The sequence below is a fragment of the Yersinia sp. IP36721 genome (assembly GCF_003634395.1).
Lineage (GTDB): Bacteria > Pseudomonadota > Gammaproteobacteria > Enterobacterales > Enterobacteriaceae > Yersinia > Yersinia entomophaga.
This window is the reverse complement of record NZ_QCZL01000019.1, coordinates 42145-59278: the sequence shown is the minus strand read 5'-3', so window position 1 is coordinate 59278 and position 17134 is coordinate 42145. Positions and strand designations below refer to the sequence as shown.

Here is a 17134-nt window from a genome sequence, read left to right as displayed (position 1 = left end):
AGTTTAATTTTTCAATCGTCAGTCATCATATTTCAATTATGTTCTCATTTCTTTTCAATCATTATTGATCTCTCGAGTGCAGCTATTATGAGCTGTCATGGGTTTTATTATAAATCTTCATTTTTCATAGGGAAAAGCAAGAAACCTTTTATAAATCCTTAAGTTATTTAGGAAAGTCCACTCGAATATGAAACATAATATTAAAGGAATTTTTATTCCACTAACATCGCGCTTTGCGATGCCGGTTGCTTGGTTAAATATTGTCATACAGATTCTTTTTCCTCTGGCGGGTGCATTTACGCCAGTCATGGCTGCAAAAGCAGATAATCGCTCGATGCTAACCCCGCCCTCGGAGAAAAATGTAATACCTTTAACTAAGGTATATACGTTAGCTAAGGGGGAAACTCCATCAAGCGTGGCAAAAAAGTATGGTATTAGCCTGGATGAGTTACGCCAGCTAAACCGCCATCGACTCTTTTTACAGGAGTTTGATAAATTGCCTGAAGGAACATTGTTGAATGTGCCGAATAAAATTCCGGCAAAAACAACTGAAACCAATATAGGAGAGTTGAATAAACAACAGATTGAAAAGGAAAATAAATTTGCCAGTTGGGCTTCGCAATCTGGCCGCTTTCTTCAAAATAATCCTAATGGCGATGCAGCGGCAAATCTTGCGTTAGGTGCAGCAACCAGCAAAGCTAACCAAGAAGTGCAGCAATGGTTAAGTCGTTTTGGTACCGCGCGCGTACAGCTAAATCTGGATAAAAGTTTTTCTTTGCAAAACTCACAGATTGATTTGCTTATTCCACTAAAAGATCGAAAAGACACGCTGTGGTTTAGTCAGAGTAGTTTGCATCGTACTGATAGCCGGACTCAGGCCAATTTGGGGCTGGGAATTCGCTATTTTCAGCCTAGCTACATGGTGGGTACAAATAGCTTTCTGGATTATGACTTATCCCGCGATCATGCTCGCTTAGGCTGGGGGGTGGAATATTGGCGCGATTTCCTAAAGTTAGGTGCCAATACGTATTGGCGCCTAACTAACTGGAAAGATTCTAAAGATTTTGTCGATTACGAAGAACGTCCGGCAAACGGTTGGGATATACGCGCCGAAGGATATTTACCTGCTTACCCGCAGCTGGGCGCTAAATTAACCTATGAACAATATTACGGCGATGAGGTCGGATTATTTGGCAAAGATAAACGCCAGAGCAACCCTCATGCTATTACCGCTGGCGTTAATTACACGCCGTTTCCTTTATTAACCCTTAGCACGGAACAACGTCAGGGTAAATCCGGCGAAAATGATACCCGATTTGGAATCCAACTAACCTATCAGCCAGGAATACCCTGGAGTCAGCAATTGGACGGCGCGGCAGTGGCCGTTCGTCGTAGTCTGGCTGGAAGCCGCTATGACCTTATTGAACGTAACAATAATATTGTTCTGGAATATCGCAAAAAAGACGTGGTGTTCCTCACGTTGACTAATAACGCCAGCGGCTATGCCGGTGAACAAAAATCACTGGGCGTATCCGTGAATGCAAAATACGGATTGGATCGTATTGAATGGGACAGCGCCGCGCTGGTGATGAACGGCGGCAGCCTTGTTCAAGAGGCCGCCGATAGATTCAGCGTGATATTACCGAATTATCAACCCGGTGGACGCGCCGCGAATACCTATAATTTAAGCGCCGTTGCTTACGATAAAAAAGGAAACGCTTCATCCCGCGCGCAAACTGAGATTGTGGTGACGGAAGCCGCCGTCAGCACCTTAAACAGCACCTTTAGTCCAGCAGAAAGTCAGCTAACTGCCGATGGGCAGCAGACTGTCGATCTCGTGTTGAATATTCGCGATAAAGATAATCAGCCAGTTGATGTGCAAGATACTGAGATCAATCTGGATATTAGCAGTCAGGCGAGAAGTAAAGTCAGCACTCAGGTTACGCCATTTACTCGCGTGGATGTGGGGCAATATCGCGCAACGGTGACGGCAGGAACTCAAACCGAGCGAGTCATCTTAACGCCTTCGACGCGCAATATAACATTGGCTGAGGCCAAGGTTACGCTGGTGGCCGGGGATGCGGATATCGGACATTCCACTTTGACGGTATCACCTGAAACAATTGTGGCTGACGGTTCTACTCACAGCACGCTGACCTTTACCGCTAAAGATAGCCATGACAATTTGGTTAGCGGCTTAACCGATGTGAGTTTTGCTATCAGTGGGCTGAATGATAATAGCAGCCTGGTGGTAGGCAAAGTGGCGGAGAGCCACGGGGTTTATCGCGCAACATTGCAGGGAACCGAAGCGGGCACGGCCAGTTTGACACCGGTCATTAACGGTGTGGCGCTCGGTGGATTGGCGGCGTTGCTCACACTTACCGCCGATAACGGAACGGCGCAGATTACCGATGGCAATTTGTGGGTGACCTCCGACGGCGCGTTGGCAAATGATATTGAAACCAATGGTGTTAGCGTCAGAGTTACCGATGCATCGGGTAATGTAGTACCAAATCACGAGGTCACGTTTAGCACCAGTAACGGGCAGATCCTTACGCCGCATGTCATAACTGATGTGAATGGATTGGCATCGACGCTGCTGACCAGCACTCTCTCTGGGACTATTCCTGTCACCGCGACGGTCAACGGGCAATCGAAATCTGTCGATACCCAGTTTGTCGGTGATCTATCGACCTCTTTTATTACCGACCTTACGCCATCGGTGACGCAGGCCGTGGCTGATGGCAGCACGAAGGTGATATATCGAGCGACGGTAAAAGATGAAAAGGGGAATACTTTACCTAACGTACCGGTGTATTGGGAGCGCGACAATACTCAGGTTATGTTGAGTGCCGCTCGCAGTGAAACCGATGATCAGGGCATCGCGCAAATTGAGGCTTCCAGTCTGAAAGCGGGGGAGGTGATTGTCAGTGCTCAAAGTCGGCTTTCTCGTAAATCGGCAACCTCGGTTTCCTTTATCGCCGATATGACTCAGGCCAAGATCGATCGGCTTAGCGCGGATAAAAATGTCTTAGTGGCAGATAATACGGAAACCGCCACCTTGACGGTCGGCATCACTGACAAGAATGACAATATTCTGACTGGTGTACCGGTGAGCTGGCAGATTATTGAAGGCAGCGGCACGATCATTCCCGTTGAGTCAATTACCGATACGCAAGGGCTGGCGACCGCCTCTCTAAATACCCGTCAGTCTGGCGTATTAAAAGCGAGCGTAAGTCTGAATAATGGTGATTCGCGCAATATTACGCTGAATGCTGTGGCCGATAACCGCACGGCAAAAGTGTTATTGACGGCGGAAAATAACAAAGACTCGGCCATTGCGAATGACGTCGATTCTGTTGTGCTGCTTGCCGAGGTTAAAGATGCCGAAGGTAACGCCATTATTGATTTGCCAGTCACCTGGCGCAGTTCGATTAATTCAGTAAATCAATCCGTGTCCAACACCGATATCACGGGTGTTGCGCGGATGACGCTAAAAGGCAACCAGGCCGGAGATGCGCAGGTAACGGCGCTACTGTTCAATGGCGAACAGGCGGATAAAAGCGTCAGGTTTGACCCTACAGCGGCAGAAATTGGGAACAGCCAATTGAGCACATCGCCACAAACTATCGTTGCAGATGGCGTTGCCAAGTCGCTGGCCACATTGATATTGCGTGATACCAACGGTAATCCGGTATCGGGGCAAAGTGTGAGATTCAGCGCGGAAAACGGTTCCGATATTTCTTTCGTCAATCAACTCGAAAAAGGTCAGGGTGTTTATCAGGTCGAGGTGATAGGAACGCGTCAGGGAACGCATACTTTAACGGCTCATATCGATGGAGCAAATCCATTTAACAAGAGTATTGATCTGGGGCTGGTTGCCAATGCTTCAGATGTACGGATTAAGTCGGTAACCGTTGCTCGTTCGCAGGCCAATGCTGACGGCAACGATTCAGTGGAAATAACGGCTCAGGTTGAAGACAGCCACCAAAATACCGCGCTGGAAAACGTGGCGGTAGGCTGGAAAACCAATCTGGGAGAATTAATACGGCCGGTTAGCCAGACTAATAAACAAGGGGTTGCAGTGATTTCGCTGACCAGTACCGAAGCCGGAAATGCGCAAATTGCCGGGCTATTAGGTTACGGTCAGGAAGAAAATGCCGACAAACTGGTTACATTTGTGACCGGAATGGTATCCGATGACAAATCAACCTTCTCGTTGTCACCGACGGTCATTACTGCCAATGGTAACGATAGCGCCACGCTGCTGGTGACTGCGCGGGATGCTCAGGGGAATTTGTTAACTGGATTGCAGAAAGAGATCGTGCTTTCTTCTCCGGAGGGCATCACCTTAAAGACCTCGGCATTTACTGAGGTTTCCACCGGAATTTATGAAGGAAAAATCAGCGGGACTAAAGCAGGGGTTGCCACCCTAAACGTTGCGATCAAAGGGGTTACCCTTAAGCAGCAGCGCCAATTAACGCTACGGGCGGATGCGGCTACGGCGAAGATGTTGGGTAGCGCAACGGCGACCCCAGCGTCCGCTATGGTGGGCGAGTCGGTTATTTATCGGGCGACTTTAGTCGATGCCTATGATAACCCGCTGGGGGCGGGTATTCCGGTGACCTGGCGTGCTAACGCCGACAGCTACTTGAGCCAGCAGCAAACCCTGACTAATGCCCAAGGGATAACCGAGGTGTCGCTCAGTCGCACCAAGGTGGGTACGGCGCAACTGAGCCTAATATTGACCGGTGGAACCTTTGATGCGCCGAATGTGCCTTTCCACGCAGGCGCGGTTGATGAAAGTAAATCCGAGTTGTCTCTCAGTCCGGGCAGCATTACCGCCGATGGCGTAGACATTGCGACGCTGAAGGTGATACTGCGTGATAAACAAGGCAATTTGCTGTCACTGCAAAAAGTATCGGCGGAGGCGGATCAGAAAGACGCGGTGACGATCTCTGCGGCTAAGGAAAATTCACCAGGTGAATATCTGATCCTGGTTCAGGGAAAAAAGGCGACCACCGTCAGTTTATCCACTCAGGTCAATGACGCTCCGTTCAAAACTGCGCAGACGTTAACGCTTAAGGCTGATATTTCCAGTGGAAAGGTCGATAGTATTACGCCGGCCGTCACCAGCATTGTTGCAGGGAAGGACAGCGTCGTTTATCGCGCGGTGATTAGCGATGCTGAGGGTAATTTACTGAAGGACGCTATTGTGTCCTGGCAATTAATCTCAGGTTCGGCGGTCTTTGATCGAATATCCAGAACGGATGGGATGGGAGTAGCACAAACTACCTTGAGCAGCACCGTAGCGGGTGACGTGGTTATTGCAGCTTATCTGAACAGTAACCAATATAAGAATGCTATACCGGTAACGGTGAAACCCGGCGCCATCGATCAAAACGCGTCGACCTTTGTCAGTGACAAAATCACAATAGGCTCGGATGGAACCGAAGCGGCCAATTTGCTGGTTAAGCTGAAGGATATTTACGGGAATAATATTCCTAAAGAGGTGGTTAATATTACCTCATCTTCTACATTGACCGGTTTTAAGGTGACGCCTCAGCCAATGAAGGATATAGGCAGCGGTAATTACACCGCGGCTGCTACCTCTACCGCCAAAGGTCAGCAGGTGATCAGTGCCAAAGTGGGCAGCACCCAAATTGGCAAAGATATTACGATTACCATCGGGGCAATAACGCCGGATTTGCGTTTTGATAATGCGCAGCAGCAAGTGACCTATGTCAAAACCTTTAACCAATCGCAGCCGGCCAGAAATGTTCCCGTCGGCGTGCGCCAATTTTGGAGCAGTAGCGATCCTGATGTGGCGCAGGTAGATGACGTTGGCAAAGTGACCCTATATAAATCGGGCAAGGTCACTATCACGATTCAAACCAGCGGTAATGGGCAATATAACCCGGCTCAGGGCAGCTATGAACTTCAGGTAGATAAAGCCGATCCTCAGCTCACGACGGATCAGGCAATTATTGCCGATTACTGGGCGGAAGGTAACAATCCATCGGTGAAGGTTTCACTCAATAATAGTGATGCTGCCGCCTTAACCCCAACTTATCGAAGTAGCGATAGCAAAGTAGTGACCATCAATGCTCAAGGTAATCTGACGCAAGTCAGACCCGGAGCGACTGATATTACCGTTTCAACGCCGGAAACCGATCAATTCAAAGGGAGTGAATTAAAGATTGGCTATACCTTAAGTAAAGGGCGGCATCCTATTACCTTCAGCCAACCGACTTTCCAGGTAACGGATCAGGAGAATCTGTCGGTAGAGCAGCCTATTGTGGCACTACCCGCTAATGCTAAATATAGTTGGGGAAGCAGCGATAGTTCCGTCGTTAATATTAAACCTACTACTGGGGAGATAAATAGTCAGGCTGTCGGCAAGGCTCGGTTGACGTTAACCATGGCATCGAATGAATTCTACGAGGAAAGTAGCGGCTATTACGATGTGGAGATCTACGGAAAACCGAGTATTAGCGGCAAGGTAGTTCACCTGAGTAAAGGTCAGTCATCTGAATCGAATAAATGGAATCCGACGTTTACCCGCGATACGATATCGGTGAACTGGTCATCCGAGAGCAGTAATAAATACACGGCGCCAACGAAGGTGGTAATTCAGATATTTGATAACAGTACCAACGCTAAGCTTGAAGAAATAACGGAAACTTCCAGCTTTATGTCGAAAACAACGACCTTCCAACCCAAAGAAAGCTATTGGGGAAAAAGGCTAAGGATTGTTGCCACGGCATACGGGTTTAATAATCTGCAGGATCGCTACCAGTATATGGTTGACGCGTACCCCTTAGAGCCGGCCGCTATTTGGAATAGTGCTATTCTAAGATCGCGTAGCCTTATTTATATCACTAGCTCAGGGGCAAGAGATTCATCATGTCGGGAGACATGGTTGGGTCGGGAGCATCATGTTAACGCGAACATCGATAATTTGGCCTTAAACTTTAGTTCAGGGGATAGATTAATCGCACCGATGGAAGTGACGGTAAGAGTCGACTTTGGCGGTCAGTCCAATTCGAATGTTTATACAAAAACCAATATTTTCTCCAGTGAGAATATTGCCGTTAATAAAAGCACCAAAATTTTCAGCGAGTGCTGGAAAAGCCACGTTGGGGGTTACTCACCATCATTAGTTGTCAAGTTCGGTGGGATGACAAGAACTTACTGGGGCGGGTCTCATGGCTGGGGGGGAAATGGTGACGGCAACGATACGCCGCGTGTGGATAATTACTAATGCTAAAAATATGACTATGGGGTAGTCATTTTAGATAAGTAGGACAGGGACGTTATTTACAATCCTCACCGCGACACTCAGTTTCGGTGAGGGTTATTTTGACAATAACAGGTAATGATTTTCACAGTAAAAATGATATCAAAAGATCAGAAATGTCCTACGATTAGTTATTTTAACCATGATGTGATGTCGCAGGCCGACCGCGGTGATCATTTTTCTCAGAGAGAGAGTCAGTTACTGAGTATTTCTAATATAGGACACAGTTTTATTCAGGACAGAGTGATGTACAGCGAAGATGTGTTGGATTTAAATCCGGCGTCGAATAAAAGAATATTGGCAGGAAGTAAAACTAAAGCAGAGTCTAGCTGTAGAGTAAAATTACAGACATTAAAAAAAATAACCATTTATTTAATCGAGTGTAATGAAGAAGGTTTTTATTTGTTGAATCAGCGCTCTGCCTTATCTGAAAATCCTGTCGGCATTAATAATAAACAGGAGATTAAATATAGCCTTTGTAACAATGATTCTTTTCCTGCGCGTAAAGATAAATTAGGCCAGGGGATTTTGTAGTAAAAGTCAGGGGGAATAATGTTCCCCATTATGTTAATAACAGCAAATCAATCAAGAAAAAGGAATGAAATATGCATTTAAGAAATCACTCATTCAGATCCTCTTGTCGTCATTATATTAAAAATGCAGAAGTAACTAAAAAGGCATCAGAAGTTTCTATAAATATAGGGAGAGTTAATTCTGGTTATTTTGCTAGTTTATTCGGTGTAAGCAATACCAATGTTAATATTAGTTGGAAAGGAAATTCCACGTCATTAGATCTGAATAAGGTAGTTAAAAATTGTTGGAAGACAATAAAAAATAATAATAAAGATATGGAAGAATGGCGGCGGCAGGAGAGAAGCGTATATATCCCTGCTGCCATTAATAAATCAATCGACACTGCTGCTGGATATTTAGGTGCCAAGGTAAGCACGGAGACGAAGGATCGTGTTTTTGATAGAACATTCCAATATAGGTATATGTCTGCCGAGTTTTCTGGTGTGAGTAACGTAAAGAGCGCAGCTCAGACTTCTATTGGACAAACGGTAGGGAACTATCTTAGTCGGAATAATTCTCTAGACAATTTATTTAAAAATAATGAATTGGGAAGAGATGCCAGCCAGCCAGATATGAAAAGAAAAATCAGAGAAGAGCATTCTTTAGTCAGTGCGGAAGTAACAAATTTCATCTCAGACCAGATCTATAAAAAATATTTCTCACAGGATGTCAGTGCGATAAGAAAAGTTGCATTGCAATTAACACTTGAGGAAACAGGGATGTTTAAGGCTAAAAAAATCATGCCGCCGCGGGTGTAAATTCTAAGTAAACAACCAACCCACATATAAGTGATATTGCCAGTAAAGCCATATCTTGGGTAATGACCGAAAAAATAAAGCGTGATTAAAATATGCAATATATGATCGAACTTTAAATTCACGTGAACTAAAAGTGAATTCTCGCTTTATGATATATAGAAGGAACAATAATGAAGATTAACAATTCAAGCACGTTGGTGATCAACCCTACTAGGGTAAATGAAAATAGTCAGACTGAAAGTGAGAGTTCTCGTCTCAAAAAAAATGTCGCAACAACCACGGCAGTCAGTAATACGACATCTACATTAAAAGCAAAAATAAACAGATATAAAGCTCAAAGAGATGAAGCGAATAAGACATTCACACCTAAAGAACAGCGTGTAAAGGAGTTTTATGGTTCAAAGTTTACTGTGACTCAAGAAGGCGGGTTACTCACCACCTCTAAACCTTATCCTAAGGAAGTACACTCCTTATTACATACCGATGCTAATATATCCGGAGCTAAAACGGCTGCCACGATGAGGGCTTTAATTGCCGAGGGGAATATGCTTGCGGCCAAAAAGTCGCACATGCCTGATGCCAATATTGACTTGGCTAAAGCGATACAAAACACTTTGTTCGAGGCAGCCGCAAACAATTTATCAGCGCTCACTGCACCTATTTCCTTACATATAGATAAAGAGCAGGGCATTTCACTCAATAATGCTAAAAGAGAATCGGTTAATGAGTGGGTGGCAAGGAATGATAATAGTGAAACCTTTATCATCTTAAATGGAAATAATGATGAAACCTACGTCAATTTCATTGCTGAGACGCTGAAGGATTCAAAGAATATCAATTTCATTACCAGTGGATTTGGCGGACATGGAACAACGGATCGGCACAATATTGCGATAAACAAAACCGAAGGCGATCGCTTCAAGGAAATTTTGGTCGGGAAAGGGATTTCGGCTAGCCGGGTAACCGTCGATCCTTTCTCTACTAACAGTGGCCAAAACGCTACGAATGTCGCAGATATTCTAGATCGTGTCGCTGATTCAGGTAAACCTGTATCAACCGTCGTGGTCAGCGGTACGCCAGCTGCAGTACCCAGGCAGACTCTTACCTACGGACAACAGCTGAAGTTAGATAATACAAAGAGTTTCAATATAGAATCATTCCCATTCTTTAATCCAAGTGAATATAACACTTTGGCCGATAGCCTAGCGACAATCAGAGAGTTTTCAACAACGCTTAATTATCTGTTCAACACGTCATATTTGCCTGCCAAACCCGAGCTGTATTCCGATGATTTTTTCTCTGCGGCTAAAGCATGTTTTAGCACATTGGAATCGAAATTGGGTAGTGAACATTCAGAGTTCGCCCAACAGAATAAACCTCTATTAGAGGCAATGAGGAATGTGGACGATGCCATGATAGAGAGATTCCGCAGCCAAAGTTTGACTGAAAATGATAAGGCGGCGGTAAAAACAATAGATAATTTCTTCAGATCTTTGTTCAATCCTCTTGAACTGACCTTTAAGCGTGATAATAGCTAGTCAATACCAATGTGCCCTCTTTGGGGGGCACATTCAATAGTTTTTGGAGGGGGCGTCATTTGCAGCGATATGGGATTTTTTATCAGGTCATGCAGATTATCTAACGGGTACGAAGACTAGAAGGGCGGGTTTCCTTTTCGGTAAACGTCCCAAACTTTTTTCGCATATTTCATCCGCATTTCATGACGATCTTTTCCTGTTCCTGAATTATATGCCCCGACGGCTTCCCAGCTATAACCATAGATCTTCATCATATCGGATAGTATTGAGGCACCGACCAATATGGAAACACAGGGATCTGAGGTCAACATTGCATCATCTACGCCTATTTTGCGCAGTCGGGGAATATGGCTGCTGTTTATTTGCATTAATCCTAAATCGTAACTTCCGTTATTATTTTTTCCTACGGCTTCTGGTTTCAATCCAGATTCTACCTGAGCGATAGAATAGAGCAGCTTGGCCTCAATGCCGAAAAATTGTTCTGAATAGGTCCAGCAGTTGGCGTAACCTTGATAAGGGAAAAAAAAGCTCAGGATAAAAATAATTATCCTCGATAAAGTCACGCTATTCATTAATTTATTTTCCCTGGTGGAATGGAACGATTCTTGTGATAAGTGGGGTTGTAAGAATTTTATCAGTAAATATATCATCATGAAATGATAATAACTGGTTATGTATAACAAGCTGGTTTTTTGGAACAAAAGTGACATCCGGTGGATTAGTAATATTAATATTAAACACAATCATAATTTGTATTGATCTTCCATTTTTGTTTTTTGATTTCATTTGTAATTCATTGTATTTATTGGTTTTTATTTATAATGCTTGATTTTTAATCTTATCAGATAGGGTTAGGATATTTATTAAATAACGCTAAATCAATGGGTGATTGTTTGTCACTGGTACAATCTGTTCTACATCAGGAATTGATGGGGAACGGTAACACTCTTTCCTAGATAATTAAATTTCCTCTCGTTAATACTAACGTTATCGATATACTCTTACGCAGTGTCTCGTCATTTTCTCATCATGTTTTTACTGAATCAAAGACATATATTGAGCCAAGAGATCATGACGCTCCCTATAAAGAATATAATAGATATATCTTTAATCGAATATGTCGGAATGTTTCTGAAACGAATGGTAACTAACTTATGGATAGGCTTAGTACTCATCTATATCTACAACAAAATGATCGGTTAGAGTTTCAAAAGCCGCAGCTGTTGCTGACTGAACCTCATAAAAGCACCGGTGTTGATTTTAAATTGATCGGTGAGAACGGCAGCGATGTTACCTGCCAGTTTAAGCCGGGTGAAACGGGTATCGCGGCTTTTTTACCAATGTCATTGCATATTATCGAAGGGAGTATGCGCTATCGGTCATTGGATCTCATTGCCCTGTGCAAGCTACAGGCATTTATAGATACTTCGCTTAATCGCGTAGGTTTTGAACGTAACAATGATATTTGCTGGGGGTTTGAACCCCTAGGGTTTCAAGAGAATGTGACTTTTAAACATATTGAGTATTGGTTAATCCGTCAATCGTTACGGGCAGACTCCGGAACGGGGAATATCGCCAGCATCTTACGTTCTACCGAATGGTATCGCTTAGTCAGATTTTTACTACAGGAAGCGGATAGCACCGAACGTTTGCAGGATTTGGGCGCACGCTATGGCGTTTCTGTGTCTCATTTTCGCCGCCTGACGCGTAAGGCTTTGGGTAATACAACCAAAGTAGAAATGTGCGATTGGCGGCTAGTTCGGGCGTTATTAGATCTGATGGGAGAACAGAAAAGTTTGACTACGTTGGCGATGAAGCATGGTTATTCGTCTCTTTCTCATTTTTCTAACGACGTCAAAATATCATTAGGTGTTTCTCCACGTAGCCTGAAAGATGTCATTATCAGCGATGCTAAAAAATGAATTATGTTATTGGTTTTAAAAGAACCTGCGTCTGTATTTTAGGGGTGGTTGTACTAGCAGGCATGCCTGAAAAGGCATTTTCTGAGGAAGATTCATCAAGTCTTTCGGGCTATGTAGCACGGCAAAATGATATAAAAGGGCTGATTGACGCTTTGTCATCAAGAATGAATAAGCCAATTATTATCAGCAAAGCCGTGGCGCGAAAGAAGATTAGCGGGGAGTTTGATCTTAATAATCCTCAGCGTTTAATTGACAACATTTCGGCGCAGTTAGGGCTGATTTGGTATCACGATGGGCAGGCTATTTATATTTACGATGCATCAGAGATGCGCAATGCCGTGGTGGTATTAAGAAACACCTCTTTTTCAGCGGTGAGCAATTTTTTGCGTAAATCTGGTCTATATGATCAGCGTTACCCATTGCGCTCAGATAGCGTGAGTTCCACGTTTTATGTATCTGGGCCCCCGATCTATGTTGAATTGGTGACAAATACAGCCAAATTCTTAGATGAAAAGAACAACGATTTGGATGGACGCTCAAAAGTTGCGTCTATCCCGTTGTTTAATACGTTTGTTCAGGATCGTGATTTTAAATATCGTGACGATAGGATCATTATTCCGGGAGCCGCTAGCATTGTTCAGCAATTACTTAACGGTAATGAATCCGGTGGGGATGTTATGGTGCCAGCACCGGCGACAGATACTATTGCCACGGATTTACCTCCTCGGCTGGATGAATTTCCCGGTGTCAGTCAGGCAAAACCCAAATTACCTTTTGCAGATTTGACTACGGCAATAAGGGGGCGTCCTTCAGCCTCGGGTTTTCAGATTGTGGCTAATCCGGGAACCAATAGTCTATTGGTTAAAGGAAGCGCTGAGCAAGTCTCATACGTGCAAAATATTGTCAGTGTTCTGGATTTGCCCAAGCGCCATATTGAGCTATCGGTGTGGATTGTCGATTTGCAAAAAGATGCGCTGGAACAAATGGGCGTTGAATGGAATGGTGGCGTGAATGTTGGGGGGAAACTAGGGATTTCTTTTAACGGTGGAGCATCCAGTACTGTAGATGGCGCAACATTTATGGCCTCAGTGCTGGCATTAAGCCAAAAGAACCAGGCGAATATAGTTTCCCGTCCGATGGTATTAACACAGGAGAATATTCCTGCCATTTTTGATAACAGCCGGACGTTTTATACTCAATTGATCGGTGAGCGTAGCGTTGAATTACAGCATATTACCTATGGTACTTCGGTTAACGTATTACCGCGTTTTACCGATGGTAACGAAATTGAAATGATGCTGAACGTAGAAGATGGGTCGCAGGTTCCTGTCTCTTCAGACACTCCAAATGGTTTACCGGAAGTTGGACGCACCAATATCAGTACTATTGCCAGGGTGCCCAGAGGGAAAAGCTTGTTAATTGGCGGTTATACGCGAGATGAAAGTACCGATGGGGAGGCCAAAGTTCCACTATTGGGAGATATTCCTCTAATAGGCGGGTTATTTAGATATAAAAAATCGCGCAACTCTAATACGGTACGGGTTTTCCTGATTCAGCCGCGAGAGATTGAATCTCCGTTACAACCGGATGCCAGTAATCTTATTGCCGATATGCAAAAAAATCTGGCCAATCCTGCGTTGCAAGACTGGATGCGAAATTATGTGGATAGCCAGAAATGGCTATAGATATTGGCAAGTTTTCCTCTTCATCACTCGATTTGTACCAGTTACGTCGGGATAAGGTGAGCAGTGAAAAAAGTGCTAATACGCAAAAAGCTGCCCAAGAAGGGGCTGTGAATAGTGACGAAACGCAGAATATTGCAGATGATTCACCAGCCGCCGCGGTGCAGCGTTTTGGCGACTCTATTGATGAAATGTCAATTCTATTATCGCAATTTCGCAATCGTCGAGATTATGAAAAAAAGATTGGTAGTGCGAGTGAAAGCAGCTTTGAACAAATTTTGGACGAGGACGTACTGCCTAAAGTCTATGCATTATTAAAAGTCACGTCGAGTGTCGATGGTTCAAATATAAAGAATCTATTGCAACAGGTGCGCTCATTATTTCCTGATGACAGCGATCTGGTTTTGGTGCTGCGCGAACTGCTACGTCGCCGCAATATTGATGAGGTAGTTAGACGCCGCCTTAAAATCATGTTGCAGCAGGTTGAAAAGCAGGCTAATCCGCGCCGGCTTAAAGCTGGAATAAATGTGGCGTTTAAGGCCCGCTTATTTGGGAAGGCACTGCAGCTTGATCCGGCACTCATGCGCGAGAGTTACCGTGATTTTTTAGAGAGTGATGCCCATGAGGTCGAAGTTTATCAAGATTGGATTTCGACATATGGCGCTAAGCATCGTGCCGCGGTGGTCGATTTTATGGAAAGTTCGCTGCTTAGCGATATGGATGCCCAGGATCCAAGTTGTTCTCATATTGAATTTGGTAATTTATTAGGGCGGTTAGGACAGGTAAAACTGATTCGTTCAAGCGACAGTGCCTTTATAGATAACGTATTGAAAAATGCCTTAATACGGGCGCATAACGATTCGGAACAAGCTTGGTTGTTATTTATGCTATGCGTATTACAGCATCCGGAACATATAAAAGATTATTTACAAGAAGCGATTGGTGAGAGAATAAAATTAAGTAAACACGCGGAACGTTCCTCGTTACTACATATTATCTCGCAAGCCTGTAAAAATTTACCCAGAGAATTATTTTATGAACCTGAAGATGCCGATGTATTAGCGCGGGAATTCGAGAGATTGGCAACAATAGCCTATCGCTACGAGTTAATTGAGCTTCGTCGGGGCAATTTAGAGTAAACGAAAAAATTACCCGGCTCGCACACTGACTCTATTGTTAAACCACCGCCCGTTATTATGAATTCGAGCATGTCGGGTTGTGCCTGAAATTGCAGTAGACCTTTTACTGTTAATTTCTTATTGCGTATATGATTTATAACTCTGTTGGCATCAATAATGGAACCTGATTTTGATTACTGAATTTCTTATTAAAACTAGACGGCATCCAGAGTTATTTATTCTACTGCTGGTTATTGTCATTATTGCCATGTTGGTTATACCACTGCCGACTTATCTGGTCGATTTTCTCATTGGCCTGAATATTGTTATTTCTGCATTGGTTTTCCTGTCGTCTTTTTATATTGACAGAATATTGAGTTTTTCGACCTTTCCAGCCGTACTGCTGATAACCACGCTGTTTAGGTTGGCTCTATCTATTAGCACCAGTCGATTGATACTTAATGATGCTGATGCAGGCGATATTATTGCGACATTCGGCCAGTTCGTTATTGGCGATAATCTGATCGTTGGCTTTGTTATTTTCTCTATTGTGACCATAGTGCAGTTTATGGTCATTACCAAAGGCGCAGAACGCGTTGCGGAAGTTGCCGCTCGTTTTTCTCTGGATGGAATGCCTGGTAAACAGATGGGGATTGATGCCGATCTCCGGGCGGGTTCTATTGATGCAGATGCAGCAAAAGAGCGCCGCAGCGTGGTTGAAAGAGAAAGCCAGCTCTACGGTTCTTTTGATGGCGCGATGAAATTTATTAAAGGTGATGCTATCGCTGGCATTATCGTCATTTTCATCAACTTTATTGGCGGTATGGGCGTGGGCATTAGCCAGCATGGCATGGATATGTCCACAGCGCTGGCGACATACACCATGCTGACTATTGGTGATGGATTAGTGGCTCAAATTCCATCTCTGCTGATTGCTATCAGCGCCGGTTTTATTGTCACCAGAGTCAACGGCGATGGCGATAATATGGGCCAGACCATGATGGACCAGTTATTAGGCAACCCATTTGTGTTGCTGATTGCTGCCATGCTGGCGCTAGGAATTGGCAGTTTACCGGGTTTCCCGTTCTTTATTTTTGCTATTCTCGCCGCAGGACTCAGTGGATTATTCTATTTCAAATGGAGTGAGAAAAAGCGCCATGCAGCTAAAAAGAATGCTCCGGCAGAAATAGCTTCAGGAGAAAAGAATATCGATGCCGAAGGGACATCTCTGGGGCTAATTGGTGATCTGGATAGCGTGGCGGCAGAAACAGTGCCTTTAATCCTATTGGTTCCGACAGCGCAACTGGCCGCATTACAGAAAGCCAGCGTGGTGGAGCGTTATCGGAGTCAATTCTTTATCGATTACGGCATTCATTTGCCTGAAATGATGTTGAAGGCATCGGATAATCTTAGTGCTAATACCGTCGCCATCTTAATAAATGAAATAAAAGCGGACGAATTTAATATTTACTTTGGCCTGCTGCGTATCGTCAACAGTACCGATGAGCTAAAGCAGTTAGGTGTTGAATGCGTTACCCATAATAAAGAAAGTTGGACCGATAGCACTAATCAGGCATCGCTTACACAGCTAGGCTATCAGCTTAGACCGGCAATTGATGAGCTCTATTACTGTCTGTCAGTTTCTCTGGTTCGCCACGTTAATGAGTATTTTGGCGTACAGGAAACCAAAGATTTATTAGATAAGTTAGATAATAAATATCCTGACCTGATGAAAGAAGTCCTGCGTCACGCGACGGTTCAGCGTATTGCCGAGGTATTTCAACGCTTGCTGAGCGAAAAGATATCTATCCGTAATATGAAGATGATTATGGAGTCGCTGGCTTTATGGGCGCCCAGAGAAAAAGACGTGATTGCGTTAGTTGAACACGTACGTACTTCATTATCGCGTTATATATGCCATAAATTTTCACAGGGAGAGACGCTACGCGTTATTAATCTCTCTGCGGAGTTTGAAGAGAAATTACGGCAGGGAATAAGAAATACCTCCGGTGGTTCATTTTTGAATCTGGAACCTGCGGTAGCGGAGGAACTCATTGATGCGCTGACGTTAGCCACAGATAAATTGACAATATCTAATAAAGACATGGTTATTTTATCTTCGGTAGATATAAGGCGATTTGTTAAGCGCTTTATAGATTCTCAGTTTAAAGACTTGGAGGTAATGTCTTTTGGCGAAATCACGGATAGCGTATCTATTGATGTTTTAAGAACTGTCTAATCAA

General features: G+C 44.1%; 9 protein-coding genes. 8 read left to right on the top strand and 1 reads right to left on the bottom strand.

Features of this window, described 5'->3' with window-relative positions; genetic code table 11:
* Nucleotides 1-187: 187 nt before the first annotated feature.
* The 4 genes from DBA33_RS14945 (at nt 188) to DBA33_RS14930 (ending at nt 10169) form a co-directional block, all read left to right on the top strand.
* Nucleotides 188-7264 carry an Ig-like domain-containing protein gene (locus tag DBA33_RS14945; RefSeq protein ID WP_120806717.1) on the top strand — a complete coding sequence of 2359 codons (7077 nt, stop codon included), beginning with the start codon at nt 188-190 and terminating at the stop codon, nt 7262-7264.
* Between the two features lie 282 nt (nt 7265-7546).
* Nucleotides 7547-7834: a hypothetical protein gene (locus DBA33_RS14940; RefSeq protein WP_120806716.1), complete on the top strand. Its 288-nt coding sequence runs from the start codon at nt 7547-7549 to the stop codon at nt 7832-7834.
* A gap of 71 nt (nt 7835-7905) precedes the next feature.
* Entirely contained in the window at nt 7906-8631 is a 726-nt protein-coding gene (locus DBA33_RS14935) for a hypothetical protein (protein WP_064517775.1), read from the top strand.
* 170 nt (nt 8632-8801) lie between these two features.
* Nucleotides 8802-10169: an ElyC/SanA/YdcF family protein gene (locus DBA33_RS14930; protein WP_064517777.1), complete on the top strand. Its 1368-nt coding sequence runs from the start codon at nt 8802-8804 to the stop codon at nt 10167-10169.
* A gap of 116 nt (nt 10170-10285) precedes the next feature.
* Here the strand turns inward: DBA33_RS14930 and iagB are convergent, their stop codons facing one another.
* Nucleotides 10286-10741: a type III secretion system invasion protein IagB gene (gene iagB, locus DBA33_RS14925; protein ID WP_084414354.1), complete on the bottom strand. Its 456-nt coding sequence runs from the start codon at nt 10739-10741 to the stop codon at nt 10286-10288.
* 582 nt (nt 10742-11323) lie between these two features.
* Here iagB and DBA33_RS14915 point away from each other — a divergent pair.
* The 4 genes from DBA33_RS14915 (at nt 11324) to DBA33_RS14900 (ending at nt 17130) form a co-directional block, all read left to right on the top strand.
* Complete coding sequence (locus DBA33_RS14915; RefSeq protein ID WP_071925615.1) at nt 11324-12091, top strand: helix-turn-helix domain-containing protein; 768 nt, start codon at nt 11324-11326, stop codon at nt 12089-12091.
* Nucleotides 12088-13776 carry a type III secretion system outer membrane ring subunit SctC gene (gene sctC / locus DBA33_RS14910; protein WP_120806714.1) on the top strand — a complete coding sequence of 563 codons (1689 nt, stop codon included), beginning with the start codon at nt 12088-12090 and terminating at the stop codon, nt 13774-13776. Before DBA33_RS14915 ends, sctC begins: the two co-directional genes overlap by 4 nt.
* A complete protein-coding gene (gene sctW, locus DBA33_RS14905; protein WP_084414356.1) occupies nt 13767-14912 on the top strand; it encodes a type III secretion system gatekeeper subunit SctW in 1146 nt (381 codons plus the stop codon). The genes sctC and sctW overlap by 10 nt, the downstream gene beginning before the upstream one ends.
* A gap of 169 nt (nt 14913-15081) precedes the next feature.
* Complete coding sequence (locus DBA33_RS14900; RefSeq protein ID WP_064517781.1) at nt 15082-17130, top strand: EscV/YscV/HrcV family type III secretion system export apparatus protein; 2049 nt, start codon at nt 15082-15084, stop codon at nt 17128-17130.
* Nucleotides 17131-17134 lie beyond the last annotated feature (4 nt).

Coding starts and splice junctions, on each gene's coding strand:
- DBA33_RS14945 (WP_120806717.1), top strand. CDS start 188: ATGAAACATAATATTAAAGGAATTTTTATTCCACTAACATCGCGCTTT.
- DBA33_RS14935 (WP_064517775.1), top strand. CDS start 7,906: ATGCATTTAAGAAATCACTCATTCAGATCCTCTTGTCGTCATTATATT.
- iagB (WP_084414354.1), bottom strand. CDS start 10,741: ATGAATAGCGTGACTTTATCGAGGATAATTATTTTTATCCTGAGCTTT.
- DBA33_RS14915 (WP_071925615.1), top strand. CDS start 11,324: ATGGATAGGCTTAGTACTCATCTATATCTACAACAAAATGATCGGTTA.
- DBA33_RS14940 (WP_120806716.1), top strand. CDS start 7,547: ATGTACAGCGAAGATGTGTTGGATTTAAATCCGGCGTCGAATAAAAGA.
- DBA33_RS14930 (WP_064517777.1), top strand. CDS start 8,802: ATGAAGATTAACAATTCAAGCACGTTGGTGATCAACCCTACTAGGGTA.
- sctW (WP_084414356.1), top strand. CDS start 13,767: ATGGCTATAGATATTGGCAAGTTTTCCTCTTCATCACTCGATTTGTAC.
- sctC (WP_120806714.1), top strand. CDS start 12,088: ATGAATTATGTTATTGGTTTTAAAAGAACCTGCGTCTGTATTTTAGGG.